Annotated in this window: 19 protein-coding genes and 1 pseudogene; 16 read left to right on the forward strand and 4 right to left on the reverse strand. The window is 26.6% G+C overall.

The window, feature by feature from the left end:
- Positions 1 to 27 precede the first annotated feature (27 nt).
- The 16 genes and pseudogenes from ACTNAO_RS04425 to ACTNAO_RS04500 all read left to right on the forward strand — a co-directional run bounded on the left by ACTNAO_RS04425 (position 28) and on the right by ACTNAO_RS04500 (position 22,099).
- On the forward strand, positions 28 to 2,757 hold the full coding sequence (locus ACTNAO_RS04425) for a PKD domain-containing protein (RefSeq protein WP_441026537.1): 2,730 nt from the start codon (positions 28 to 30) through the stop codon (positions 2,755 to 2,757).
- A 172-nt stretch (positions 2,758 to 2,929) separates the two neighbouring features.
- On the forward strand, positions 2,930 to 3,250 hold the full coding sequence (locus ACTNAO_RS04430) for a hypothetical protein (protein ID WP_441026539.1): 321 nt from the start codon (positions 2,930 to 2,932) through the stop codon (positions 3,248 to 3,250).
- 276 nt (positions 3,251 to 3,526) lie between these two features.
- On the forward strand, positions 3,527 to 4,150 hold the full coding sequence (locus ACTNAO_RS04435; RefSeq protein ID WP_441048052.1) for a site-2 protease family protein: 624 nt from the start codon (positions 3,527 to 3,529) through the stop codon (positions 4,148 to 4,150).
- A gap of 38 nt (positions 4,151 to 4,188) precedes the next feature.
- On the forward strand, positions 4,189 to 4,422 hold the full coding sequence (locus ACTNAO_RS04440; RefSeq protein WP_441026543.1) for a hypothetical protein: 234 nt from the start codon (positions 4,189 to 4,191) through the stop codon (positions 4,420 to 4,422).
- 87 nt (positions 4,423 to 4,509) lie between these two features.
- Positions 4,510 to 6,369 (forward strand): TIGR03960 family B12-binding radical SAM protein, encoded by a 1,860-nt coding sequence (locus ACTNAO_RS04445; protein WP_441026545.1) that lies wholly within the window; start codon positions 4,510 to 4,512, stop codon positions 6,367 to 6,369.
- A 31-nt stretch (positions 6,370 to 6,400) separates the two neighbouring features.
- Positions 6,401 to 7,108: a TIGR03936 family radical SAM-associated protein gene (locus tag ACTNAO_RS04450; protein WP_441026603.1), complete on the forward strand. Its 708-nt coding sequence runs from the start codon at positions 6,401 to 6,403 to the stop codon at positions 7,106 to 7,108.
- Positions 7,109 to 7,122: 14 nt separating this feature from the next.
- Positions 7,123 to 8,568, forward strand: a complete 1,446-nt coding sequence (locus tag ACTNAO_RS04455; protein WP_441026547.1) for an Rne/Rng family ribonuclease — start codon at positions 7,123 to 7,125, stop codon at positions 8,566 to 8,568.
- Between the two features lie 193 nt (positions 8,569 to 8,761).
- Positions 8,762 to 9,901, forward strand: coding sequence for a type IV pilus modification PilV family protein (locus tag ACTNAO_RS04460; RefSeq protein WP_441026549.1), 1,140 nt, complete (start codon positions 8,762 to 8,764; stop codon positions 9,899 to 9,901).
- A 12-nt stretch (positions 9,902 to 9,913) separates the two neighbouring features.
- Entirely contained in the window at positions 9,914 to 12,370 is a 2,457-nt protein-coding gene (locus ACTNAO_RS04465) for a hypothetical protein (RefSeq protein WP_441026551.1), read from the forward strand.
- A gap of 20 nt (positions 12,371 to 12,390) precedes the next feature.
- A complete protein-coding gene (locus tag ACTNAO_RS04470; protein ID WP_441026553.1) occupies positions 12,391 to 15,411 on the forward strand; it encodes a DUF5057 domain-containing protein in 3,021 nt (1,006 codons plus the stop codon).
- A 74-nt stretch (positions 15,412 to 15,485) separates the two neighbouring features.
- Complete coding sequence (locus ACTNAO_RS04475) at positions 15,486 to 16,415, forward strand: DMT family transporter (protein ID WP_441026555.1); 930 nt, start codon at positions 15,486 to 15,488, stop codon at positions 16,413 to 16,415.
- 264 nt (positions 16,416 to 16,679) lie between these two features.
- Positions 16,680 to 17,204: a signal peptidase I gene (lepB, locus tag ACTNAO_RS04480; RefSeq protein WP_441026605.1), complete on the forward strand. Its 525-nt coding sequence runs from the start codon at positions 16,680 to 16,682 to the stop codon at positions 17,202 to 17,204.
- A 186-nt stretch (positions 17,205 to 17,390) separates the two neighbouring features.
- Positions 17,391 to 18,767: a phosphodiester glycosidase family protein gene (locus ACTNAO_RS04485; RefSeq protein ID WP_441026557.1), complete on the forward strand. Its 1,377-nt coding sequence runs from the start codon at positions 17,391 to 17,393 to the stop codon at positions 18,765 to 18,767.
- Between the two features lie 56 nt (positions 18,768 to 18,823).
- Complete coding sequence (locus tag ACTNAO_RS04490) at positions 18,824 to 20,551, forward strand: GGDEF domain-containing protein (protein ID WP_441026559.1); 1,728 nt, start codon at positions 18,824 to 18,826, stop codon at positions 20,549 to 20,551.
- 507 nt (positions 20,552 to 21,058) lie between these two features.
- A pseudogene (locus ACTNAO_RS04495) lies at positions 21,059 to 21,433 on the forward strand (alpha-amylase family glycosyl hydrolase); the annotation flags it as partial.
- Between the two features lie 27 nt (positions 21,434 to 21,460).
- Positions 21,461 to 22,099: a hypothetical protein gene (locus ACTNAO_RS04500; RefSeq protein ID WP_441026561.1), complete on the forward strand. Its 639-nt coding sequence runs from the start codon at positions 21,461 to 21,463 to the stop codon at positions 22,097 to 22,099.
- A 15-nt stretch (positions 22,100 to 22,114) separates the two neighbouring features.
- Here ACTNAO_RS04500 and ACTNAO_RS04505 read toward each other — a convergent pair whose 3' ends face one another.
- From ACTNAO_RS04505 to ACTNAO_RS04520, 4 genes are all read right to left on the reverse strand, one after another.
- Positions 22,115 to 22,714 (reverse strand): flavin reductase family protein, encoded by a 600-nt coding sequence (locus ACTNAO_RS04505; protein ID WP_441026563.1) that lies wholly within the window; start codon positions 22,712 to 22,714, stop codon positions 22,115 to 22,117.
- Positions 22,715 to 22,800: 86 nt separating this feature from the next.
- Entirely contained in the window at positions 22,801 to 24,099 is a 1,299-nt protein-coding gene (locus ACTNAO_RS04510) for a D-alanyl-D-alanine carboxypeptidase family protein (protein ID WP_441026565.1), read from the reverse strand.
- Positions 24,100 to 24,181: 82 nt separating this feature from the next.
- Entirely contained in the window at positions 24,182 to 24,913 is a 732-nt protein-coding gene (locus ACTNAO_RS04515; protein WP_441026567.1) for a type 1 glutamine amidotransferase, read from the reverse strand.
- Positions 24,914 to 24,923: 10 nt separating this feature from the next.
- Positions 24,924 to 26,285 (reverse strand): MurT ligase domain-containing protein, encoded by a 1,362-nt coding sequence (locus ACTNAO_RS04520; protein WP_441026569.1) that lies wholly within the window; start codon positions 26,283 to 26,285, stop codon positions 24,924 to 24,926.
- Between the last annotated feature and the right edge of the window lie 245 nt (positions 26,286 to 26,530).

Genomic DNA, 26,530 nt, shown 5'->3' on the forward strand with positions numbered 1-26,530 from the left:
AACTAAAAACTTAAAGGGGAGATTACATTGAAAAAATCAATAAAGAGATTAAGTAGTATTGTATCTATGGCTGCAATTATTTCAACTACTTTTGGGGCTAATATGGTAAGTGCACAAACTACACTTTCACCTTATAATGAAAATTCAAGACTTGAAGCTGCTGGTACTGCAGCTGAATCAGCAGGTATTTATGCAACAAATCCTAATAACGGTGTTGGTAAAGAAGCAACAATTAAAATTGATGGAGATTTTTCAGATTGGTCTGAAGATATGCTTATAGCACAAGGTGCAGCTGGTGATACTGCAACTAGATTTAAAGGATGCCATGAAAACTGGGTAATGGATACTTATTCAGTATATGGTGCATGGGATGATGAAAATGTTTATATAGGTTGGCAAAATGTAAATATTTATGATACATTTTGGAAACAAGATGGTAATGGACCACTTTCAGATAATGGAAAACCTGGTGATGCACCAATATTTATTGCATTAGATACAGGAAAAGGAAATCCAATGAATGGAAAGGTAGTAGATAAGGGGTCTGAAGTTAATATATGGGGAATGGATGTAGGATATACTACAAGAGTTGATGCAGTTGTAGGAATTAAATCTAATTTATCTGGTGTTCCTAGTATATTTAAAGCTGATTCAACAGGAGCTAGTGATTACACAAATACTGATTTATGTAAAACAATTAAAGAAGCTGGAATTGAAGTAGCTAAGGTAGATGATTGTTTTCCATCTAAGATAATGGGAGTTTGGAATCCAGGTGATGATAATGAATTAGCATCTTATGATACTGCATCTGATTGGATTGATTATAAAACAAAAACTGCGGACATGGTAAGAGCACATGATACAAAGTATGATATATTTTATGAAATGAAAATTCCATATTCAGCTTTAGGAATTACAAAGGCTGATTTAGAACAAAATGGTTTGGGTGTTATGCAAATTATAGGAAGAGGAGAATCAGGAATGGATTGTGTTCCTCATGATCCATCAATGCTTGATAATGTGCATGGTGATTATGCAGCTGATCCATCAAGCTCACATGAAAAGGATGATCATGATGACATTACAGTACCACTTGCAAGTGTTGGTAAACTTAGACAACAAGGTACAGGTCCAGTAGATCCACCAGTTTCTAAAGATCCTAAAATTACAAAATTTGAAGCAGATAAAGAAGATGTTAAAGCAGGAGATGAAATTAAATTCACATGTACAGCATCAAATGCTACATCATATGAATTTACAATAGATGGCAAGGCAGTAGATGAATCAGAAGTATCTAAAAATGTATTAACACATGCATTTGATGAAGCAGGTACTTATGAAGTTGAAGTAACAGCCAAAGGAGCATCAGGAACTAAAGATGCAACAGAAAAATTAGAAGTAAAGGTATCAGAAGTAACAGATAATCCACCAATAGAAAATCCAGAATTTGAAATAACAAAATTTACAATAGCACCAAAAGATACATGCAAAGTAGGAGAAGAAGTTAAACTATTAGCAAGAGCAGATGGTGAAGATTATTATGCATATAAATTTACAGTAGTAGATGAAGATGATAATGAAACAGTAATAAAAGATTATTCATCTAAAGAAATAGCAACATGGACACCAGAAGAGGAAGGAACTTATACATTAAGAGTATATGCAAAAGTAGATGGAGCAGATGATAAAGATGCAAAAACAAAAGAAGTAAAAGACTTTAAAGTAACTGCTAAATCAGAAGAAGAAGATAAATTAACAATGGACAGCTTTACAGCAGATGTAAAAGAAGGAGAAATAGAAACAGGAAAAGAAGTTAATTTTAAGGCAGAAGCATCAGGAAGTGATGATATAACTTATGTATATACAGTATCAAAAGATGGTGGAAACGAAGAAAAAATAGAATCAGAAGATGGAGAAGCAACATGGACACCAGAAGAAGAAGGAAAATATACAATTAAAGTAACAGCATCAGCAGATGGATTAGATGATGTTACAGAAAGCAAAACTTATACTGTTAAAGATAAGCAATCAGAAGATGAAAATGAATTTACAGCTAATATAGCTACAAAGTCATCATTAGAAGAAACAGTAGGAAACAAAGTTAAATTCACAGCTTCATCAGAAAATGGACAAGGTGATGTAACTTACAAGTTTATAGTAAATGATGAAGATTCTAAGTATTCAAATAAAGATTTTTCATCTAAGTTATCATATACATTTGAACCAGAAGAAGCAGGAGAATATGAAGTGTATGTAATAGCAAAGGATAAAGAAACAGGAGAAGAAAAAGTTTCAAATAAAATAAAAATAACATTTAAAGATAATAGCAGTACTGAAGAAAAAATTTCAACAGAAATAGATTTATCAAATAAGACACTTACAGTAGGAGATACATTAACAATTACACCATCTACAAAAAATGCAAAGGGCAGTGTTACTTATCAATTGTTAATAGATGGAGAAGAAACAGGAAAAGTAGTAGTAGATGATAAATTATCATGGACAGCAGAAAAGGCAGGAAAATATAAAGTTTCAGTAAAAGCTACAGATGAAGAAGGAAATGAAGCAGTATCAGATGAAATATCAGTAACTGTTAAGGAAAAAGAAAGTAAACCAGATACTCCAGGAGAAAATCCAGGTGATAAACCAGGAGAAGATAGTCCAACAGCAGATAATACACCAGTTAAGGCTCTTGGAATATTAGGGATTTTAGGATCAGCAATAGCTGTATTAAGCAGAAAAAAACAAAATAACTAAAATTTTAAGTTAAGCTCTGGCGTAAAGTCAGGGCTTAATTATTAATTAACCAAATTTAAAAGTGATAAAGAATAAAAAGTGAAATGAAGTAAATAATTGAGACCACATTTAAATAGTAATAAAGCAAGAAAAAATTAATATAATTAAATATAGTAAGTGTGGAGAGAATTTTATGGCTTATTATAAAAATAATTATGAAGCTTATTACAGAAGGATAAAAAGTAATTATAATGTAAAAGATGTAGAAAATAGAAAAATGAGTTTATCCCCAAAAAGCAGTATGAGTAATATAATATTTTTTGATATTATAGCAGCACTACTTTTTTTAGCAATATTAATTGGGGGTAAAAATATACAAAATAAAGAAATAAATAATATATACAATAAAATTGAAAATATGATAAAGGAAGAAAATAAATTATTAGAAAATTATAATAGGGATTTTTATAATGAAGTAGTAAATTTTTATAATAATATAATAGAAAATGAATAAGATAATTAATTAATAGGAGCTGTTATTTTGAATAAGCAATTAAAGATATTTTTATTAGAGTTTTTATTGCTCTTATGTTTATGTACTTTATTTAAAAAATTAATTATCGGATATATTTTTATTATATTTCATGAAATTGTGCACATTATAATTGCCCATATGTATAAAATTAAAACCACAAAATTTAATCTGCATGTAACTGGTTCAAGTTGTAGTTTTTCTGATTTTGCAAATCTTAATTATTATGAAAAAATTATAATATATATATCCGGACCTATGTTTAATTTATGTGTTTTTATTATTTTCTTTTTTATTAATAATTTTATATATAACAGTCAATTAATAGGTGATATATCACTTATTAATTTATTTTTATGCATATTTAACTTATTGCCTGCATTTCCACTTGATGGAGGAAGAATATTTGAAGCTTTTTTAAGCAAAGGGCTTTTATATAAGTCTGCAAAAAAAATACTAAAATACACTAGTTTATTTGTATCTTTCATGTTTGTATTTTTATTTGTTTATACAATATATATACATAAAATTAATTTTAGCTTTCTTATAGCTTCTATTTTAATAATGTATTCAACTGCTAAGGAAATGAAAAAGAATATTTTTGTACTTATTTGCAGTATACTTAAAAAGAAAGATTCTTTAATAAAAAAAGGATACATTGAAAATAAAAATATTTCAATATATTATAAATGTACATTAAATAAAGCCATACTATTTTTATGTATGAATAAATTAAATTATATATATGTGGTAGATGATAAATTAAAACTTTTAAAGATAATTAATGAAAATGAGCTTCTTGAAGCTCTAAAGTTATATGGAGATATTACCTTTAAGGATTTTATTGAAAAAACTAAAAGTGAAACTATTTTTAAAGAATGAATATTATAAAATATATAATCTTTTAAGGAGAGTTTTTTATGAATCCATATGAACTTATTATGGTTGTGCAGCAAAGAGTACAAAGTGATCCTGTGTTTGCTCAAAAATTTAATTACTTAATAGGTGAGCTTAATAGTATACCAGGACTTAGAAATGAAGTTATGAAAATTGTAAATATTAATGACCCTAAGAAAAGGGATAAGGCAGTAGAAAGGTTACCTAAAAAAGCTAAAGAAATAGTTAATGAACTTATGATGCTTTTAAATAGTTAATTATAAAATTACAAAAGGTGAAAACGTGGCATAGCCACGTTTTTTATGTTAGAATAAATAGAAAAAGTAAAGCTTTGGAGGATTTTTATGAACGTAAGTAAAGTTAATGATGACATACTTTCAAGAGTTGAAAAGCCAGTTAGATATATTGGTGGTGAATTAAATGAAGTTATTAAAGATGTTAATGATATAGATATAAGATATGCTTTTTGTTTTCCAGATGTGTATGAAGTAGGAATGTCTCATCTTGGAATGAGAATTTTATATCATACCATAAATGAAAGAAAAGATACATATTGTGAGAGAGTTTTTGCTCCATGGCCAGATATGGAAGAGCAGCTTAGGAAAAATAATATACCTTTATATGCTTTAGAAACTAAAGATCCTATTAAAGATTTTGATATGATAGGATTTACACTTCAATATGAAATGAGTTTTACTAATATCTTAAACATGCTAGATATGGCACAAATAAAAGTAAGAGCAGAAGAAAGATCAAATGATGATCCTATTATTATGGCAGGAGGACCTTGTGCTTATAATCCAGAAACCTTAAGTGGAATAATGGACCTTTTCCAAATTGGAGAAGGTGAAGAAATGATGAATGATGTAATAGATCTTTATAAAAAGCATAAAAAAATTGGATTTGACAAAAAAGCATTTTTAAGAGAAGCATCACATATTAGAGGCATATATGTGCCATCTCTTTATGATGTTGAATATAATGAAGATAATACAATAAAATCTTTTAAACCTAAATATGATGATGTGCCTTCTAAGGTTAGAAAGAGAATAATACCAGATTTAGATAAAGTATCTTACCCGGAAGATATTATTGTTCCATATACAGATATAGTACATGACAGAATAGTTCTTGAAACTTTTAGAGGATGTACTAATGGATGTAGATTTTGTCAGGCTGGTATGATATATAGGCCAGTTAGGGAAAAATCAAGAGAAACCCTTTTAAGGCAAGCTAGAAACTTGCTTGAAAATACCGGATATCAAGAAATATCCTTATCTTCATTAAGTACATGTGATTATTCAGATATTCAAAATTTAATACATGATTTAATGACTGAACATAGCGATAATAAAGTTGCAGTAGCTCTTCCTTCTATAAGAGTAGATGCTTTTTCTGTAGATTTAATAAAAGAAATCCAAAAGGTTAAAAAGACCGGTCTTACATTTGCACCAGAGGCAGGTTCTCAAAGAATGAGAGATGTAATTAATAAGGGGTTAACAGAAGAAAGAATACTTGAAGCTGCTAAATCAGCATTTGAAGCTGGATGGGCTACAATTAAGCTTTATTTTATAATAGGACTTCCATATGAAAATATTGAAGATTGTGAAGCTATTGGTGTATTAGCACAAAAAATAGCTGATGAATATTTTGCTGTTCCTAAAAATGTAAGAAGAAAAGGATTAAAAATAACAGTAAGTACATCTATTTTAGTACCTAAGCCATTTACACCATTCCAATGGGCAAAAATGACACCTATTGATGACGTTTCAGATAAAATTGATGCTGTAAAAAGGTCAATAAAGTCAAGAAGCATAACATATAATTATCATTCTCAAACAACTTCATTTATGGAAGCTGTTTTTGCAAGAGGAGATAGAAGAATTTGTGAAGTGCTTGTTAAGGCCTTTGAAAAAGGCTGTAAGTTTGATGGATGGTCACAATACTTTAATTTTGATGCATGGAAAGAGGCTATGGAAGAGTGTAATATAGATGGCAAGTTTTATGCATATAGAGAAAGAAGTTATGATGAAATACTTCCATGGGATTTTATAGATATTGGAGTAAATAAATCTTACTTAAAAAATGAAAATGAAAAAGCTAAAAAAGCCATAACTACACAAAATTGTAGAAAGGGTTGTACTGGTTGTGGAATAAATGTAAACTTTAAGGAAGGAGAATGTTTTTATGGAGCAGTTAAATAATAAAGTAATAAAAGAGCAAGAAGAAAAAAATATTCGCTATTTAATAAAATATACAAAAGAAAGTAACATTAAGTTTATTGCTCATCTTGATTTAATGAGAACTGCTCAAAAAATAGTTAGAAGAGCTAAACTTCCTGTAAAATATTCAAAGGGATTTAATCCTCATATGGCTATGTCTATAGCACAACCTTTAGCTGTTGGTATGTATTCAGCTGGAGAATATATGGACTTAGTATTTGTAGAAGAAGTAGACGAAAAAGAAATTATTGATAGATTAAATGCATGTACTGCATCAGGAATAAAATTTATAAGTGCAAAAAAAATAGTTAATGTTGTAAATCAAAAGAAAGTGCCACAGGCTATGGCTCTTATTGATGCATGCAGATATACTATAAAGATAAAATATGATGATACATCTAATCTAGAAAATGAAATAAGGAATTTACTTAATAAAGAAATGTGGAAGGCCTTGAAAAAAAGCAAAAAAATTGAAAAAGAAATAGATATTAAAGCTTTAGTTTATGACTTTAAATATTGGATAAAGGACAATTTTCTTATATTAAATGTTTTACTTCAATCAGGAAGCAGAGAGCATTTATCTGCAGAATTTTTTACTGATTACATAAAAAATAATACAACAAAAGCTTCAGATTATTTTGTAGATATAAAAAGAGAAGAAATGTATTATAATAAAAATGGCAAGTTAGAGCCAATATATAAAATTAGTACTAATATTTAAGGGGAAATAGTTTTATGAAAGAAATTTTTGTTGAAAGACGAGAAAACACCATAAGAATAGCTATTAAGGAAAATGGTAAGCTTCAAGAATGTATTGATCAAGAAGAAAAAAATGGTCCTGTAATTGGTGAAATTTATAAAGGAAAAATTAAAAATATAGTATCTGCAACTAATTCTGTATTTGTAGATTTAGGATTAGATAAGGATGGATATCTTTATTATAGTAATGATTTAAAATCAAAAGGTATAAAAAAAGGAATGGATATTGCAGTTGAAGTTATAAAAGAGCCTATAGGTGAAAAAGGACCAAAACTTACAACTAATATAAGTCTTCCATCTAAGTATATGGTTATTGAAAAATATGGTTCGGGAATAGAATTTTCTAAAAGATTTAAGGATGAAGTAAAAAAAGAAATAATTCTTGCAGAACTTGGTGATATAAAAAATGAAAAACTCATTATAAGAACTGATGCTGATTCTGTAAGTATAGATGAACTTAAGCGTGAAAAAGATATTCTAATAAATGAATATGAAGAAATAAATAGAAAAATTATGCATTCTACAAAACTTGGCAAGATTTATGGTGAAAATTTAGCCCTTACAAAAATATTAAGAGATAAGGTTGGATTATCAAAAACAAGAATAGTACTTGATAATGAGGATGATTATAATTTTACATGTAATTATTTAAAAGATAAAAATAATGAAAATGTAAAAGTAAATCTTTTTAATGATACAAGGGGAATATTCGAAAGTTATAATATAGAATCAGAGCTTATAAAACTTAGGCATAATAAAGTAAATTTACCTTGTGGTGGTTCAATTGTAATTGATAAAACAGAAGCTATGTATGTAATAGATGTAAATACAGGTCATAATGTTAAGGAGAGAACTTTTGAAAAGACAATTTTAGAAACTAATATAGAAGCTGCAAGGGAAATAGGAAGGCAAATACTTCTTCGTAATTTAAGTGGAATAATTGTAATAGATTTTATTGATCAAAGAGAAAAATCTAATAGAAATCATGTTATGAGAGAACTTAAAGAAAGTTTAAAGGAGGATGCTGGAAATATAAAGATTTTTCCATTTACAGAACTTAATTTAGTACAAATATCTAGAAAAAGAAGAGGCAAAAGTATATACGAATATATGGAAGAAAGATGTCCTTTATGTCATGGGCAAGGTAGATTATTAAAATTATCATATATTGAAGGCCTTATACATAATGAAATATTAAAATATTTTAATGAAAATGGTATAACAGAGTTTTATATTGAACTTGATGAAGTTTATGAAAGCAGAGTGAAAGGTGATATAGTATCATTCTTAACTAATATAGCAGCACTAGATTTGAAAATATATATAAATTATATTAATGGAATAGAAGGATATAGAGTAGAACCTCTTATATTTCAAAGCCAAAAGAAAAATTTAGAAAATTATTTAATTACATTAGATTAGAAATAGAAAAAAAAACTTATATTTTAAAAGAACTGTTAATGTTAATAAAACATTAACAGTTCTTTTTTTTTTTGTTAAATAAAAATTAACGAAAGGAATCTTAAGACACATACTATAGGTGGCGATATTTAAGTAAGAATGTTTTGTTTAATAAATTTTTTGCATATTTTTTAGTTTTAGGAGGCAAAAAATTATGAAGAAAAAGGGTGTAACACTTATAGAAATAATAATATCTATGGCACTTATGACTGTGCTTTTAATTCCAGCTGCTAATGTTGTTATTACAGCAAAAAAAACTAATACAACTGCTGAAATAAAGAAAGAAGCAACAGAAATAGGCCAAAATGTAATGGAAAATATAAGAGATTTAACGGGTGTCGAAATAAGTAAAAATGGTAATGGAAATTTAAAAGCTATATATACAAATAGATTTGATTTATTAACATGTATTGAAAAATCTGCAACTGGTGATGCAAAATATACAAAAAATGAAGTAAATAAGAAAGGTGAATCTTATGAACTTAATATAGATAAAACTGTTAATGGGGGAATATCGAATTATTCTTATGATGTACCTTATAAAGATTATAAAAAGAAATACAAGGTAGAAATTATTCCAGAACTAATACAAGAATATAAGAATCAAGATGATTCAAAAAATTATACAAAAAAACAATCATATGTTCCAAATATAGATACAGAAAGTGATGTAGTAAGTGATAAATGTAAAAAAGATTATGATTTAATAGTAAAAATGACAAATGATTATAACATAATTTTAGATGAAGATGATTATAAGGGTAATAAGTCATATGATGAAACAAGTAGCATTGTTTTAGTGCTTAAGGAGCAAAATGGATATGCAGTTGCAGAAATTCATAGAAATAAGGGGACACAAACTAAAATAGATGTTGATCCAGTAGTAATTTATTCAAAGAAACTTTGTAGTATGGATGAACTTAATAATAAGTATAAGGATAGTGTAAAAATATTATTTTATTTAAGTAATTATAACAGTAAAAATGAAGAGGATTCATATAATTTAAATCAGTCTCTTGTGGTGCAAAGTTCAATACATTTTGATAGTGAAAACGGACAAGATTCAGATGCAGCAGAAATTGATGTACTTTCTGGAGATAATGCACAAGGGTATCTTGATGTTACTTTTGATGATAGTAGTTATGTTCATAGTAGCAATTATTTTATGCCTGAAGGAAAAGCTAATAGAACAGGAAATTTATATTCATTTACTATAAAAGTTACTTTAGGTAGAGAAGAAAAATTTTCTGGAAAGACAACAGCTATTATAAATAAAACAAATGGCGATTTTTAGGAGGAGTTTTAAATGAAAAAGAAAAAACGTGCTTCAACATATATAATTGTCGTTTTTATGGCATCAGCAATAATCACAGTAGGAACAGCAGTATTAACACTCGTTATAGCAGATGTAAAAGCAAGAGTAGAGGAAAGCAGACAAATTCAAAATCTTTATGGATCTGATTCTAATTTGGATTTGGTTTATTCTATAATTTTAAAAAATTCTGATGCTGCAGTTAATTATGCAAATGCTAAAGTTTATAAAGAATATGGAAATAATGAAAGTATAGATTATAATAAATTAAATAAAGATTTTAAAAAATATTTTTTAGAGTTTTTAGGAGATGGTGCAAGCAGTGAAGAGTTTGCTAATATAACTACTAATACACTATATTATGGAATTGTTAATAGAAAATATATGTTATATACAAAAAGTGAAATAGAGGATAATGATGATGTAAAAAAAGAAAATAGGGCTAATAAAGGTTACTATAATATGCAAGATATTAAATATAATAATGGTGATACGGATATTCAAGAAAGCAAAATAAAAGTTACAAGCTATGTAGTTGATAGCAAAAACAACAAAATAACAATACAGGTAGAATCAACATTTAATTCAAAAATAACTGCTGTACATAAATTGTCAAATGAAAGAACAATATCTACTAAGTATACAATTAAGGCACCAGATTATGCAGATGATATAAAGAGAGATGCTGAAAAGGTAGCAGTAAATAAATATCAAGTTCAAAGTGGACTTTATGTAGATAAAAATTTATATGTAGATAAATCTGATTTAACAATAAATGGAGTAACCTGGGTTAAGGGTCAAGAAACTTCTTTAAATGAAAATTCTTACTATGCTTATGATAAATATAATAATGGAATAAAAATAAATGAAGGAACATTAAATGTAAATGGCAATTTATCAACTAATGAAACATTATCTTTAAGTAATAAGGGACAATTTAACAGTTTAAATGGGAATGTATATGTGGAAAATCTTTATTTAGGACCAGGAATGAGGGTTGAAACTTCAGAAAAGGAACTTTATAAGGATAATTCATTAAAAGTAAATAATGATGTAGTAACTAATAATGATTTAACTATGGATGCAAAAAATAGCAATATAGCCATAGATGGTAGTTACTATGGTATTAGTGATAAAAGTGAAAATAAAAATGGAAATAAGACAAAAGCTGCATATAATTCAAGTAGCATAATAATTAATACAAATGATAATTCAACTATAAATATAAATAAGGATGCATATTTATGTGGTTTAGCTTACATGGATTTTAATGATGATAAAAGCTATTATAAAACAGGTGAGTCTATAGCTATTATAGGTAATTATGAAGCTTATACAAAGAAAGTTAAAAGTGAATCATACAAAGATAGTGAATATAATTTTAGTAGTCATAAGGTAAATGGATATGATAATCCGCTAGAACTTATTGAACTTGCAAATTCAGATAATGATACTGAATTTAAAACAAATCATTTTATAGAATATTATACAAGTGAAGAAAATACTATAAGAGATGGTGGTATTAATATAGGTGGAGATGTTTATACTCTAGGTGCAGGAAATTATAAAGATTCTAAGGGAAATAAATTAATAAAAAAATCGTCATTGTTAGATAATTTTAATGTAAATGATGAAATTAATAAAAGAAAAGCTGAATATGGTATTAATGTATTTAATTTAGGTTTTGTGCCTGGTTCTGATGGAAAAGATATTTATGATTATGGAAAAGATATTTATGATAATGTAATAAATGATAATGTAATAAATGATGAAGTATCTACAAATGAAATATCAGAAAATTTAAAAACATTAGAAAATTTAAAAACATTAGAAAGTCAGATTAATTTTGACAGTTTACCAAAGAATAATGAATTTAAAAATTTTAATAAAAATAATACAATAAATGAAAAGTTTGGATATTCTGTTTTAGATGGTGATAATAAAAATAAAGATTTTAATGTGCTTATATTAGAAAATGGTGTTTTAAAATCTAAGTCAAGTAGTGGTGAAGAGGTACTTATGGATTTAAAGTCACATGATCCTAATTATTTAGGTAAAATTAAAGCTGTTATTATAACAAAGGGTGATTTTGTTATAAAAGGGAATAATGATATATATGGATGCGTAATAGTAGGAGGCAATCTTTATGTAGAGGGAGATGGAAAAAATACTATTAATTATGATAAAAATGTAATACAAAATATTATGGCTTATAATAATGATACATATAAAAATATATTTAAAAAGGATGCTTATTGTAATGCAGAAGATAAAGCCACTATAGAAATAGGTGAAAAGGACAGCATATTATATACAGAAGATGGCTGGTATGATGCAAGGACTTATTTAAAATGCGGTCTTTGGAAGCTTAAAGGTTCTAATGGAAATGTAATAAATATAAAAAATGATAAAGAAAACAATGAATCTCATAAAAATAGTAATGAAAATTAAGTGAATGGAGGTGATAATAAATGAATTTTAAGGATAATAATAAATTTAGAACATTAAGCATAATATTAATCGTTATGTTTATATCAAGTTTTATAAATATACCTTTTTCAAATACGGATAAAAATGAGGCTAAAGCTCAGGCAATTGTAAATAATAAAATTGATTATTCAGATGAATTAGATACTGTAAAGGTTTTAGAAATAGGCCCTGGTAATAATTCTCAATTAACAGGGGAATCATATTCAGATGATCAAATGCCAACTGAAACTCAAAAAGTTATAAATGGGAAAAAGGTATCTATAACATATGTTAGTATGCCATTATTTATAAGCATGGTTGATGATATAGAAGGGTTATATGATGTTGTTGTTATTTCAAATAATATTAAGGCTTTAAATAATAAATATGATAAGACAAAGAAATTTAGGCAATATACAAATCCTCAAAGTGAAGTAAGGAAAGGTAATATATGGGCAAGCGAAGAATTTTTGGAAGATAATAGTAAAAGTTTTATAGAATATTATTCAGAAAATGACATAACAAAAAAAAGAGCTAAAAATATAACCAATATGATAGATAAGGGTCAGCTTGTTTATATTGACAATAGTATATTATCAAGTAATTTAAGCAGTACAAATCTTTATAATATTTTTAATAATGTAAATAAAGATAATTTTATAAAGATTAATTCTAGTGGATTAACCACAGTTAATTTGCTTAAACAATATGAAAGTATAGGAAAAATTAGACCTGAAATAAAAGAGATAGATGTTCCAAAAGATGAAAGTATTTCGGACGGAAAAGTTAATAATGAAAGAAATATGAAATTTAAAATAAAAGTGAAATCTAAAAATAGTCAAAAAATAAGATTTAAATTATATCTTGATGTTAATTATGATGGACTTTATACTGAGGATGAATTAATGAAAACAAAAGATGAAGATAGTAGTAATGAATTCGAAGAATATGAATTTAGTTATAAAGTTGTAAAATCATATGTTGGATTGCTTCCATGGAAATTAGAAGTTGTAAATATAAATGAAGATGGCAGCGAATCAACAAAGTCATTTGCAGAATATAATGTAAAATTTAAAGCACAAAATGGTGCAAGAAAAATTAGAGTTTTGCAGATTCATCCTAGTGTATTAACTCATAAAAATGAAGGTGAAGGTGAAACAGAGTATAGTACTAAGCTTTCATCAAATACTAAATTTAAAAATTTGTTAAGTAATATTAAGGATGATTATAATATAATAATTGATGATATTTCTGATAATATTCCTAAGGATATTTCTACGGCTGAATTTTGCCAGAAATATGGATCTATTGATGGCTGGAAAGAACTTGAGAAAAATTATGAAATGATTATTATTGGATTTTGTGATAACTATAACAATGAAGATTTTGATAATAATGCATTGGAAAATATTAAAAAATTTGTTAAAGATGGAAATAGTCTTATGCTTACTCATGATACATTATCTTTTTATAAAGGAAAAGCTGTAAATCTTACAAAAAAATTTAGAGATTATTCAGGGCAATCAAGATATGCTGATCCTTTTAGAAATGGCGATGAAAGTAATTTATATAGGCAATATGAAACCAATTCATATTCATACAAAATAAAAAATATATATCATGATAGTATATTAAATAATGAAAAATATACTTATGGTGAAACATTGCTTAGTAAAGATGGTGATAATAAAACTTGGAATGGTGGAGGATTCCTTTATAATTCTACTATGTCTTTTAAAGTAAAAAACATAAATAATGGACCTATAACAGAATATCCTTATGATTTAACTAAGCAAGCTGCAAGAAGTAGTGATTTATCAGGTGTAAAAGATAAAGGGTATATAAGTGTATCAAAAACACATAGGCAATTTTTTCAATTAAATTTAGAAGATGAAGATTTAGTGCCATGGTATAATATTACTCCAACTGAAGGATATATATTGCAAGGACATGCAGGTGGCAATGCAGCAGCAGGTGGTGATTTTAGTTCTAATGATTCAAGAAATTTTTATTATACATACTCAAAAGGAAATATAACATATTCAGGAACTGGACATGAAGGTGTTAGTAATGTAGATGAAGAATTAAGACTTCTTGTAAATACAATAGTAAAGGCATATAGAGGTGCAAATCATAGACCTGATATTGAAAATACTATAGAAGTTAAAGATAAAAATGAAAATTTAGTGGAAGAGGAAATAAAAAAAGATACTACTTCTCCTGTTTATGCAAAAAGATCAGAAGATTATGTCTTTTATACAACTCCATCAGATGAAGATTTAGATAAAGTAAAGGTAAATATTACAGCAAATGGACAAGTTATAAATAATATAAAAATAGCAGATACAGATGAAAATTATGATGGTAGTCTTATAAGTTCAGATACAAAATTAAAAGTTACAATACCTAAAAGTGTATATAAAAATTCTTTACCTGGAGATTATGTAAAAATAGTAACAACTGTAACAGATGAATTTGATAAATCAAGCAGCAATGTATTTTATTTAAAGATAGATGATATAAATCCAACTGTTACTCATGGTATTATTGAATCAGAGGATAAAGATGGATATATCAGTATAAATTCAACTGAAACATCACCTAGAGTTAGAACACATGATACAGTTAAGTTTGGAGGCATAGCAACAGATGTATATTGTACAAATGGGCGAGATGCTAAGTTTAAATTAAGTATTTCAGATGATATTGATGTATCTGGTGATGTATTAGTTTATAGAATATTAAATAATAATGGAAGTATAATAAGAAGTAATGAATGGAAAATGACATACAATAATAGTGATAAATCTTATTATTTAAATTTAAATTATGATGAGGTTACCTCTATTGGAAAAGTGGAATCAGAAGGAATGACTTTTATTGTAAAATACAATGGTTATATGAAAGCTAAATCTACTAATATTAGAAGAGATTTCATTAATAAATTATATGTAAATTCAATTGAAGCAGATGCTAATGTGTATATGCAGGACTTTAATATTGATACAGTACCATTATTTTAAAAAAATAAGTCTTAGGCAAAAAGCTTAAGGCTTATTTTTTATGGTATAATTTTTATATTGGAGGCAGAACAAATATGGATAAAGTTAAATTTTATACAAATAAAATAAACATAGTAATACTTGCATGTATAAGCTGTATATTGTGGGGAAGTGCATACCCAGCAATTAAAATAGGGTATGAACTTTTTAATATTGAATCATCAGATATAGGAGGCAAACTTATTTTTGCAGGAGTTAGGTTTTTTATTGCAGGGATAATAGTACTTTTATTTGAAATAATAAATAAAAAAGAAAGTTTAATGCTTAATAAGAAAAGTTTCAAGAAGGTATTAACTCTTGGAATTATTCAAACAACTCTTCAATATACATTTTTTTATGTGGGAATGGCGTATGTGGCAGGTGTAAGAGGGTCAATACTTAATGGAACTGGAACATTTTTTAGCATAATATTAGCTCATTTTATTTATAAGAATGATTCTATTAGTTTTAATAAATTATTAGGTTGTATAACAGGATTTGCCGGAGTTGTTATAATTAACCTTAATGGAAGTTTTTTTCTTGGAAGTGATTTTACATTTAAGGGAGAAGGATGTATTATTTTAGCTGCATTAATGTTTTCTGTATCATCTATATATGGAAAAAGTATAACAAAGGAAATATCTCCTACTATAACTACAGGTTATCAACTTGCCTTAGGTGGTTTTATTTTAATAATCATTGGCTTTGTTTTGGGTGGAAGACTTACTGGCTTTACATTAAAATCTACAAGCCTTTTAATATACATGGCACTTATATCTTCAGTAGCCTTTGCACTATGGACTGAGCTTTTAAAATATAATAAAGTAAGTACAATATCAATATTTAATTTTCTTGTTCCTGTTTTTGGAAGCATACTTTCAGCAATATTTCTTAAGGAAAATTTATTTGATATAAAAGTGTTAATATCTTTAATATTAGTTTGCATAGGTATATTTTTAGTTTATAGAGAAAAAAATTACAAGTAAGTTTAACAATATTTTAATTTTTATATTATGGTAAATAAGAGCATTATTTATTATAATTTATTTATTAAATATTTTGCTTGATTATGTTTAAGAAAGGAATATGTGATGATTAGAAATGAAAATTATAAAACAGCAGAAGAAATAGAAAATGAAAAAATACAAAAAATAGAACAGGAAAGAAAAAAGATAGAGCAAGAAAAAAGAGAAAAACAAGAGTACTTTGAAAAAAATAGAGAAAAAATAAAAAAAGAAAAGGCTAAATCAATGGCAAAGGATTTAATAATATGTGCAGTAGTTGCAGTGATATTATGCGTTCTTATAAACAAATTTATTTTATTTAAGGCATATATCCCATCAGAATCTATGGTGCCAACATTAAACAAAGGTGATCAGATTTTTGTAACTAGAATATACAATACAGATAATATCAAAAGAGGAGATATTGTAGTATTTAAATCAGAAGAATTAAATGATACGTTAATAAAGAGAGTAATAGGAATTCCAGGAGACAGAATTGTAATATCACATGGAAAAGTTTCGGTAAATGGAGAAGAAATAGACGAAAAATATGTAGTAAATGCAGATAATTCTGATAAACGTGATGGTACTTATTATGTTCCTGATGATTCTTTCTTTTTTTTAGGTGATAATAGGCCAATATCAGATGATGCAGGGTTATGGAAAAATCCATTTATTAAAAAAAGTGAAATAATAGGTAAGGCGCAAATTAGAGTTTATCCTTTTAGCAGTTTTGGATTTATAGAAAAGGATAATAAAAATGAAAATTAACTAATAAAAGATTGTTCTTATTTTTAAGAACAGTCTTTTTTGTGTATAAATATTAACATTGTGTTAATTTTTGCTTCAACCATAACATTTTTATAAATATGTTAACAATTAGTTTTAAAAATTGTGGTATATTATTAGAGGATAAAATAATAGAGCAATTTATTAGATAAAAATAGGCGGAAATTTATGAAATACAAGATGATTAAATTTATAGAATCTGCTACTATATTGTTGTTTGTAACAAGCAATTTTATAGGATGTATTAATAGTTTAAATAATTGGGAGTCAAAAGATTCTTATGAAGTAACCTTAGAAGAAAATAATAATGTGACTTATAAAGAACCTGAGGATACTATGGTTACGTATAAAAGCTTTATAAATTCTAAAGGCTTTGAGAAAGAAAAAAGTACTAGTGAATGTGTAAGTGGTAATACTTATAGTAAAGAAGATTTTATATCAGCTGTAAGTATAGAAGTAAACAAGGATGAAGATTTTGATGTTTCATATAGTGTTTATATTAATAATGATAAGTGGCAGAATGAAGAAAGTAGTGGAAATGCTTGTGGAATACAAGATATATCTGATAATTCCATTGGGGCAATAAAGATAGAGCTTAGAGATAAAAATTATAATGATAATAGAAATTATGATAAGCTTAATATTTATTATAGTATTTTAGATCAAAATGATAATTGGTCAAAATATTATAAAAATGGCGAAGTAGCTGGAACTGATGATAATTTAACAAAAGTAAAGGCTATTAAAGTATATATTGGTGAAGATGGCAATAATAAAACTAACTATCTCATTGGAACTATGGAAAGTATAAATGATAATATAGAAGTTAAAATAAATAAGTATAGAGGATATGAAACTCAGTATTACTTAGCTAAAATAAATATTAATAATCCATCAGTGCAATTGAAAACTGTAGATTCAGAAAATGGATTAAGTAAATTATCAGACCTTTTAAAAGACAAAAATGCTATTATTGGTATAAATGGTTCAAGCTTTTCAAAAGAAGGTGATTCTATAAATAAAGTAGTTAAGGATGCAAAGGAGGTTCCTTTAAACAAATCCATTCAATATACAATGGCAATAGACAAAGATGGAAAATTATTTTTACCTTATGAAAGAGAAAATAATGAATATACTTACAGCACAGAACAAGAAACAAAAACTAAGTATTCTTATACTGGAAGTGAATTAATAAATAAGTGGCAGGTTAAAGAAACATTTCATTTTGGGCCTCCTCTTATAGTAAATAGTAAAGAATATAAATATACTAATTATAAGGAAAGTGCACCTAGAACTATAATAGGCCAGATAGATAGTAATAATTATATTATTCTTGTAGCTGATGGTAGAAATTTTAATGATAATTTAAATGGTCTTAAATTGAAGGATGCAATAAAAATTTTAAGGGAAAATAATGCTGTGTTTGCATTTAACCTAGATGGTGGTGGTTCAACTACTTTATATTACAAAGGCAATATAATAAATTATTTAAGCGATGGAGAAGAACGTAAAGTAACTGATGGAATATATTTTTCTAGTTACTAATGATGATCCTTTTTATATTTATAATTTTAGATACTTATGGAGGATGTGTATTTTAAATGAATTCAAATGAAAAAGAGGATAGATACAGAGTTGTAAAATATAGGCTTTTCATGATATTACTTGTTATAAGTTTTATCTGTTTCTTATTTTTTGAAGCTAATAAGACAATAAAAATGAATGCTTATTCTAATTTTACAACTAACATAAAGCAAAATACTTTAAATGATTATATAAGTTATAGTATAAATGGAAGTACTTCACAAAATATACCTATGAGTGATGTACGTTTTATTCCATTAGAAAAAGATGATTTAATGACAATTACAATTAACATTGATAAAAGTTATGATGAAAATAATGTACTTCTTATTATGGCTGAATATTGTATGATAGATGCATATGTTGATGATGAACTTATATATACATATGGTCATAATTTATACCAAATAGGTGATTGTCTTGCAGGAGGGTATTATAAGATTCCAATAAAAAATGAATATGTAGGCAAAGAAATGAAAATTAAATTTATTGCTACTGAACCTAATAAAATTGCAGGTTTAGAAGATATATCTATGGAATCAAATGATAATATTATAAATTCTTTTGTAACTAAAAATTTATTAATAATATGTGTTGCATTGCCATTATTTGTTTTTGGAGTTGTATTATTTATTTTATCATTATTAAAAATTATAATTAATTCTGAAGTAAGACAATTATGTTGGATAGCTCCTGTATATATATTTGTTTCTATATGGCTTCTTGCACATTATAAAATATTTCAAATATGGTCAAATGACTTGAGGCTTATTAATAGTATTGAATATTTTTCATTTTATGTAGGTTCTATTCCATTTTTGATTTTCTTTAGAGAATTCATAACTGGTAAAGTATATAAGAAAATAAGTAGTATTTTAATAGGAGTATTAGTTATATTTGATATTGTTGCAGTGTTTATGCATTTTGCTGATATAGCTCATTATGCTGCTTTATTACCAATTTTTCATATTATAGTTGCCATAAATATAATATATTTGGTAGTCTATTCAATTATAAAAAGAGATAAAATAAAAAAAGATATAGATATATCATTCTTGTTTAGCATGTTTTTTGTAGTATTTATTATAAATTTAGAAGTAATTAGATATTATTTTTATGGAATTTTTAAGTGGCCTATATTATCATATAGTTTAATACCTGCCGCAATAATATTCTTTGTTTTATCTATGGTATATAAATATATAATTGGAATGTTAAGAAAAATATACAAGAAAGGTGAACAAGAAAATCTGCTTGATTTAGCATTTACTGATCAGCTTACTCAAGTACCAAATAGAACAAAATGTGAAGAATATATGAGAACTCTTAGTGGTAAAATTAATGAAAGCTATACAGTAATTAATTTAGATTTAAATAATTTAAAATATGTTAATGATACATTTGGACATCATATAGGTGATGAAATGATTTATGCTGGAGCTCAAATAATAAAGGATACATTTTCTATTTATGGACAGGTAGGAAGAATGGGAGGAGATGAATTTATAGCTATTATTACAATAACTGATAAGGGAGAAATTGAAAAATTATTAGAGGATCTTAACAATAAGATAAATGGTTATAATCGTGAAAATAGTAAAGAATTCATACTGTCAATTGCTTATGGATATGCAATAAAGGTTAAAAATTCAACAGAATCAATATGGAAGATTTATGAAGAAGCAGATAAGGTTATGTATGAATGTAAGAAGAAACAAAAGGAAAAATTAAATATTAAAAGATAATTTTAAGCAATAAAAAGAGTTGTAAAAAATCAAAAATTATTTTTACAACTCTTTTTTTAGAGGTAATTATAAAAAAAGAGACTTTAAAACATATTGGGGGATGTTTAAAGTCTTAATAGAAGTAATTTAGGGGGATAAATACTTCTTATTGTAAGGGGTAAATTAAAAATCTTATCTACAGTTATTATTATATAGATATATTGTGTCAAAATAATGACAAAATAAAAATAATAAAAAAAGACTTCAGTGCATATAGGGGAAAAGCACTGAAGTTATCCATTTTAGAAGGGTAAAATGGTATCTTTATTGGGGTAAAAATCTTATCCTTACAATATAAGTATAAAGACAAAATGTGTCAAAAATGTGTCAAAAGTATATTGTTGTAATTATTAATCTTTTATTTTAAATAATATTATATACTGTTGACTAATAGTTAATAAAAAGTTAAAATTTATAAGGGGGAATAAAAAGAGTGAAGATTTCAGAGATGAAAGTATTTATTTTGTAATTACAACAAGATTTTATGATGGATACAAAGAAAATAATGTTCACTGTTCAGATGAAAATAGTCAAACATCAGAAGATGATCCTGCATGGAGAGGAGATTTCCAAGGTCTTATAGATAAGCTTGATTATATTAAAGCATTAGGTTTTTCTGCTCTTTGGATTACTCCAGTAGTTGAAAATAAAAGTGGACTTGATTATCATGGATATCACGCATATAATTTTAGCAAAGTAGATTCAAGATACGAATCTCCAGGAGCAACTTATCAAGATTTAATTGATGCATGTCATAAAAAGGGAATAAGACTTATTCAAGACGTTGTATATAATCATACATCTAACTGGGGAGAAGAAAATATTAAGCAGTTAACTGAACCTGTTTATCAAGATAGAAATAAGATAGTAATGAATGGAAATGGTGATCCATATAATCTTTATCATCATAATGGATTCTGTGGTAGTGGAGATTATGATAATTATGGATGCCAAATCAAAACAATTCAAAAGGCAGGTGGAGATAAGTTCTTTATGTTTGGTGAAATATGTACTAAGGGACATGATGTATGGTACCGTGATGCTCCACCAATTTCTACATGTTTCTATACTTGGGAAGATAATGATGATCACTTAGAAGGGGAAGTTACTGCCACTGATTTTGGTAAATACACTGCAAGTGGTGCTGTAGCAGATACATTAAATTCTACTCTTTCTAGACACATTCAAAAACTTAATTTGATTCGTAGAGCTATACCAGCCCTTAGAAGAGGACAATATTCTACAGAAGGCATAAATGGTAATATGGCATATAAGAGACGTTACACAAATGGAAATACAGATAGCTTTGTATGTGTAACAATATCAGGTGGTGCAACATTTGCTGGTATTCCAAATGGAGATTATGTAGATGCTGTTACTGGAGACAAGATTACTGTATCTGATAATACTCTTGATGTTAAATGTGAAGGAAAAGCAAATATGAGAGTATATGTTCTTAATGGACCTGGTCAAATAGGTGGAGATGTAGAAGATGATTATCTTAAATAATTAATAAAAATGACTCTAAGGCTTATGCCTTAGAGTTTTTTTGTTGTGTTTTTTCTTTTTTACAGAATAACCAAAATAACCAAGTGGTTTTGAATTAAGTCCATAATATTCACCATGGGAATAGGCGATTAAATTAGCTTTGTTAAAACATATTTTGTTGTTAGAATCTATTAGATTTTCATCTACTTTTATATTTACAACTTCGAGTAAAAATAAATCATGAGTACCAAGAGGTGTAATAGATTTTAATGTACATTCTAAAGCAATAGGGCTAAGATCTAATGAAGGCGTTTCTATGTTTATTCCTTTATTAAGTTTAAGGCCAAAGTGCTTTATTTTATTTTCTTTTCTTCCTGATTTTACACCACAATAATCAACTATTTTTACCATTTCTCTAGTTGGTAGGTTTATTACACATTCTTTTGAATCTCTTATATTTTCATAGGATAATCTTTCTTTTCTTATACCAACAGCAAGAATAGGAGGCTTTGTACACACAGTACTTACCCATGCAGCAGTAAATATGTTAATCTTGTTATTTTTATCTTTGGAAGTTATTAAGACTACTGGAGTTGGATTAAGCATAACACTGCCTTTAAAATTAAGTTTATTCATAAATATTTCTCCTATCATAAAAATTAAGATTTGTTAAATTAATTAACAAATCTTAATCTTATTATTAAAATTTTTAATGTTAAAATTTAATAACGGCGTCTTCTACCATATGAACTTCTTGATTTTTTGGCTGTAGCTTTTCTTATTAAATTGATAATTACAACAATTAATATAATAACAACAAGTACAGCAGCAACTATTGATATATATATTAATAAATTAGCTTTTATTAATGTTCCTTTTGTAAGTTCAATAGTACCATCAACCTTTTCTGAATATTGTTTAACAGAAACCGTAACAGGAACAGTTTTATTTGAAGCTGCCTTCCAAGCATTAGTATTATCTATATCAAAATTTATTGATGCTTCATTATCGTTTATGTTATTTTTGTATAATTCAACATCATCAGCTAATGTTACAGGAACTGTAATACTTTTTTCAGGACCAAATCCTCCAAAGATCTTATAATTAAGAGTTACATCTCCAACTTCACTGCCTTTTTCTTTAAAAGTTTCTTTTTTTGCATCATAGCTATAATCCATCATACTTTTTAAATCTTCAAAACGTTTATCATTATTATTTCTGTCGCATTTTAAAACTACACCTATTAATTTTCTGCCGTCCCTTTCATATACGCCAGCAAAACAAGTTCCAGCAGAATCAGTTACTCCTGTTTTACCACCTATATTGCCATTTTTGTTTAATTCAGTATTTCTGTTTTGTAATGTAACAATTGTGTTTTGAGGTAAAGTAACAGTAGCATTTGACATTGACATAACTTCTCTTATCCAGTCATTTTCATAAGCTGCTTTTGTAATAATTGAAAGTTCATAAGCAGTAGAGTAGTTAACATCAGAACCATTTACAGGAAGACCATTAGGATTTTCAAAATGAGTATCCTTTAAACCTAATTCAGTAGCTTTATTATTCATAAGAGTAACAAATTCTTGAGAAGTAGAAGATACATTATCAGCAATTACATAGGCTGTATCATTACCTGAAAATAGCAAAAGTCCTTTCATTATTGTATCAGCAGAAATTGTATCTCCTACATTTAATGATTTTCTATAGGGTTTCATATAGTCATTATCTAAAGTGTATGGAGGTTGATTTTTTGCATCTTGAGAATATGTAAGGTTGTCAGTTTTTTGTTTGTTTTGTGCAAATAAAAGTGCAGTCATAAGTTTTGTTGTACTTGCTAAGAATTTTTTGTCATTAGCATTTTTTTCGTAGATTATCTCACCTGTATCATAATCTACCACAATAGCAGCTTCAGACTTTATAGAAGGTTCAGAATCAGCTGCATAAGTCTTGCTTGAAAAAGGTGCAAGAACTGAAAAAGTAAGCACTAGGGCTAATGATTTTAATAATTTTCTTTTGGTCACAATAATCTCCCCAACTTTCATAAAAATATTATATATAAAATAAATTATTTATTATTTAGAAACATTTTTAGTATAGCATTACTTAAGATGATTTTCTATACTTATTTATTATTGAATTTTTTGCATTTATTTCAAGAGAATCATCTAAAGGTTCTAACTTTACCTCTTTGTTGTATTTTAATTTTAATGCAGTTTCTAAAAACCTGTCTGCAAGTTCAGGATTTTTTGATAAAAGAGAACCATGAAAATAAGTACAGTAAGTATTTTTATATATGCATCCTTCATATCCATCTTCCCCATTATTTCCATAGCCATGTATGCATTTTCCTAAAGGAGTTAAATTATTTATATATGTTCTTCCAGAATGATTTTCAAAACCTACATATGTTTCATTAAATGTATCATTATGAATTATGGTATTACCAATAAATCTTTTTTCACCGCCATTGGTGTATATATCAAGAATTCCAAGACCTTGCAATTTTTCTCCATCTGGAGCTATGTAATATTTACCAAGTAATTGATAGCCTCCACATATTGCAATTAGAACTTTTCCTGATTCAATATATTTTGATAAATTTTCTTTTTTTGTTTTCATTAAGTCTTTTGAAACAATAGATTGTTCATAGTCTTGCCCACCACCAAAGAATACTATATCCATTTCTTCTGGATTAAATTCATCATTAAGTGAAACATTAATAATATTAACATTTATATTTCTTCTTTTTGCTCTATCTTTTAATATAAGTATATTTCCAACATCACCATAAACGTTAAGAAGATCTGGGTAAAGGTGACATATATTTAATTCCATAAGGTACCTCCTACCAAAGTTTTTTTATATAACCTTTAGAGTATAAGTATTTTCTATAATTAATCATAGCTGTATATGTTGCCAAAACATAAATTGTATCAGAATTACTGCTTTTTATACTTTCTGTAATTTTTTCGTAATCCTCATTTATAATGAATTTTTTTTCATCTAATCCTGCAGTTTTCAATCTTACAGCCATATCGTAAAGTCTTGTGCCTGAAATGAAAATATCATTTATATTAAGTTCTGCTAATTTTTCAAAGTTAACATCCCATATCCAGGACACATCTGTACCATCAGCATAATTATCATTTAACATAAATAATGTAGAAAAATTATCATTATTTAAGCAGAGAGTATCAATTGATTGATTGTATCCAGCAGGATTTTTTACTAAGAATATTTTTAAGTTCTTATTATCAATTTTTATTTGTTCTTGTCTTCCAAAGCTTGCATCTTGCTTATTAAGAGAAGAATTTATTATATCATTTTTTATTCCTAGTTCTTTAGCTATAGAAAATGCGCAAAGACCATTATATATATTATAAACTCCCGATTGGCTTATAGTTATAGTGCAATCATTTATTTGAACTTTAGAATGATTTTCACTTATATCTATAATTTTATTTATAGAATATTTTAAAGAGTTTCTTTTAAATCCACATTCAGGACAGTAAAAGTCACCTAAGTGGTTGTAAGTTACAAAATTATATTTGTAAGGTGCTTTGCAAAATTTGCAGAATTTAGCATCAGCATTAATATCTATCTTTGCATTAGGATCAATTGGAACATTAAAGCCATAAAATACACATTGATTTTTTATATTCATTTTATTAAATAAAGAATCATCACCATTTAATACTAATTTAGAAGAAGGTACTTTTTTTATTCCTTCAAGAATTTTATTTAAGGTAGTATATACCTCACCATATCTATCAAGTTGATCTCTAAATAAATTTGTTATGGTAATTATTTCAGGAGTTATATATTCAGTAACAAATTTAACATTTGCTTCGTCAACTTCAATTACAGCGTAAGAATTATCTATAGGCTTTTTAAAAAAAGAATAATTATCTATAAAACAGGAAACAATACCTCTAAAAAGATTAGCACCAGTATTGTTTGTAATTACATTAAATTTATTCATTCGTAAGATATTTGTAATCATACTTGTTGTTGTTGTTTTTCCATTTGTACCTGTAACAAGTATTACCTTATATCCTTTTGAAATAGTTTTTAATATATTTTTATCAAATTTTAAGGCAATAGTTCCTGGAAAAGTACTACCACCTTTTAGTATGTGTTTTGATAAAAACAAAACTACTTTTGAAAAAAAGATTCCTAAAAGTGAGTTTATTTTGATTTTTTTCAATTAAAGTCACCACCTAATTAATGTAGAAATATAAACTTTCTAAAAACAAGTATAGCATAAACTTTATGCATAACCAATAAATTTAAAATTTTTGCAATGCAAAGAGCAAAATGTCCATAATTCTTAATTATTAATTCTTAATTATTAATTCTTAATTCTTAATTCTTAATTATTAATTATTAATTAACCAAAGTTGTAAGTGATAAATAACAGAAAGTGAAATGAAGTAAAAATTTGAGTTCAAA

The sequence above is a fragment of the Clostridium sp. HCP1S3_C6 genome (assembly GCF_052066735.1).
Classification (GTDB): domain Bacteria; phylum Bacillota; class Clostridia; order Clostridiales; family Clostridiaceae; genus Clostridium.

Excerpts from the sequence above, each read along its gene's own strand:
- ACTNAO_RS04430 (WP_441026539.1), top strand. The coding sequence starts at position 2,930 with ATGGCTTATTATAAAAATAATTATGAAGCTTATTACAGAAGGATAAAA.
- ACTNAO_RS04435 (WP_441048052.1), top strand. The coding sequence starts at position 3,527 with ATGTTTAATTTATGTGTTTTTATTATTTTCTTTTTTATTAATAATTTT.
- ACTNAO_RS04440 (WP_441026543.1), top strand. The coding sequence starts at position 4,189 with ATGAATCCATATGAACTTATTATGGTTGTGCAGCAAAGAGTACAAAGT.
- ACTNAO_RS04445 (WP_441026545.1), top strand. The coding sequence starts at position 4,510 with ATGAACGTAAGTAAAGTTAATGATGACATACTTTCAAGAGTTGAAAAG.
- ACTNAO_RS04455 (WP_441026547.1), top strand. The coding sequence starts at position 7,123 with ATGAAAGAAATTTTTGTTGAAAGACGAGAAAACACCATAAGAATAGCT.
- ACTNAO_RS04460 (WP_441026549.1), top strand. The coding sequence starts at position 8,762 with ATGAAGAAAAAGGGTGTAACACTTATAGAAATAATAATATCTATGGCA.
- ACTNAO_RS04465 (WP_441026551.1), top strand. The coding sequence starts at position 9,914 with ATGAAAAAGAAAAAACGTGCTTCAACATATATAATTGTCGTTTTTATG.
- ACTNAO_RS04470 (WP_441026553.1), top strand. The coding sequence starts at position 12,391 with ATGAATTTTAAGGATAATAATAAATTTAGAACATTAAGCATAATATTA.
- ACTNAO_RS04475 (WP_441026555.1), top strand. The coding sequence starts at position 15,486 with ATGGATAAAGTTAAATTTTATACAAATAAAATAAACATAGTAATACTT.
- lepB (WP_441026605.1), top strand. The coding sequence starts at position 16,680 with ATGGCAAAGGATTTAATAATATGTGCAGTAGTTGCAGTGATATTATGC.
- ACTNAO_RS04485 (WP_441026557.1), top strand. The coding sequence starts at position 17,391 with ATGAAATACAAGATGATTAAATTTATAGAATCTGCTACTATATTGTTG.
- ACTNAO_RS04490 (WP_441026559.1), top strand. The coding sequence starts at position 18,824 with ATGAATTCAAATGAAAAAGAGGATAGATACAGAGTTGTAAAATATAGG.
- ACTNAO_RS04500 (WP_441026561.1), top strand. The coding sequence starts at position 21,461 with ATGAATGGAAATGGTGATCCATATAATCTTTATCATCATAATGGATTC.
- ACTNAO_RS04505 (WP_441026563.1), bottom strand. The coding sequence starts at position 22,714 with ATGAATAAACTTAATTTTAAAGGCAGTGTTATGCTTAATCCAACTCCA.
- ACTNAO_RS04515 (WP_441026567.1), bottom strand. The coding sequence starts at position 24,913 with ATGGAATTAAATATATGTCACCTTTACCCAGATCTTCTTAACGTTTAT.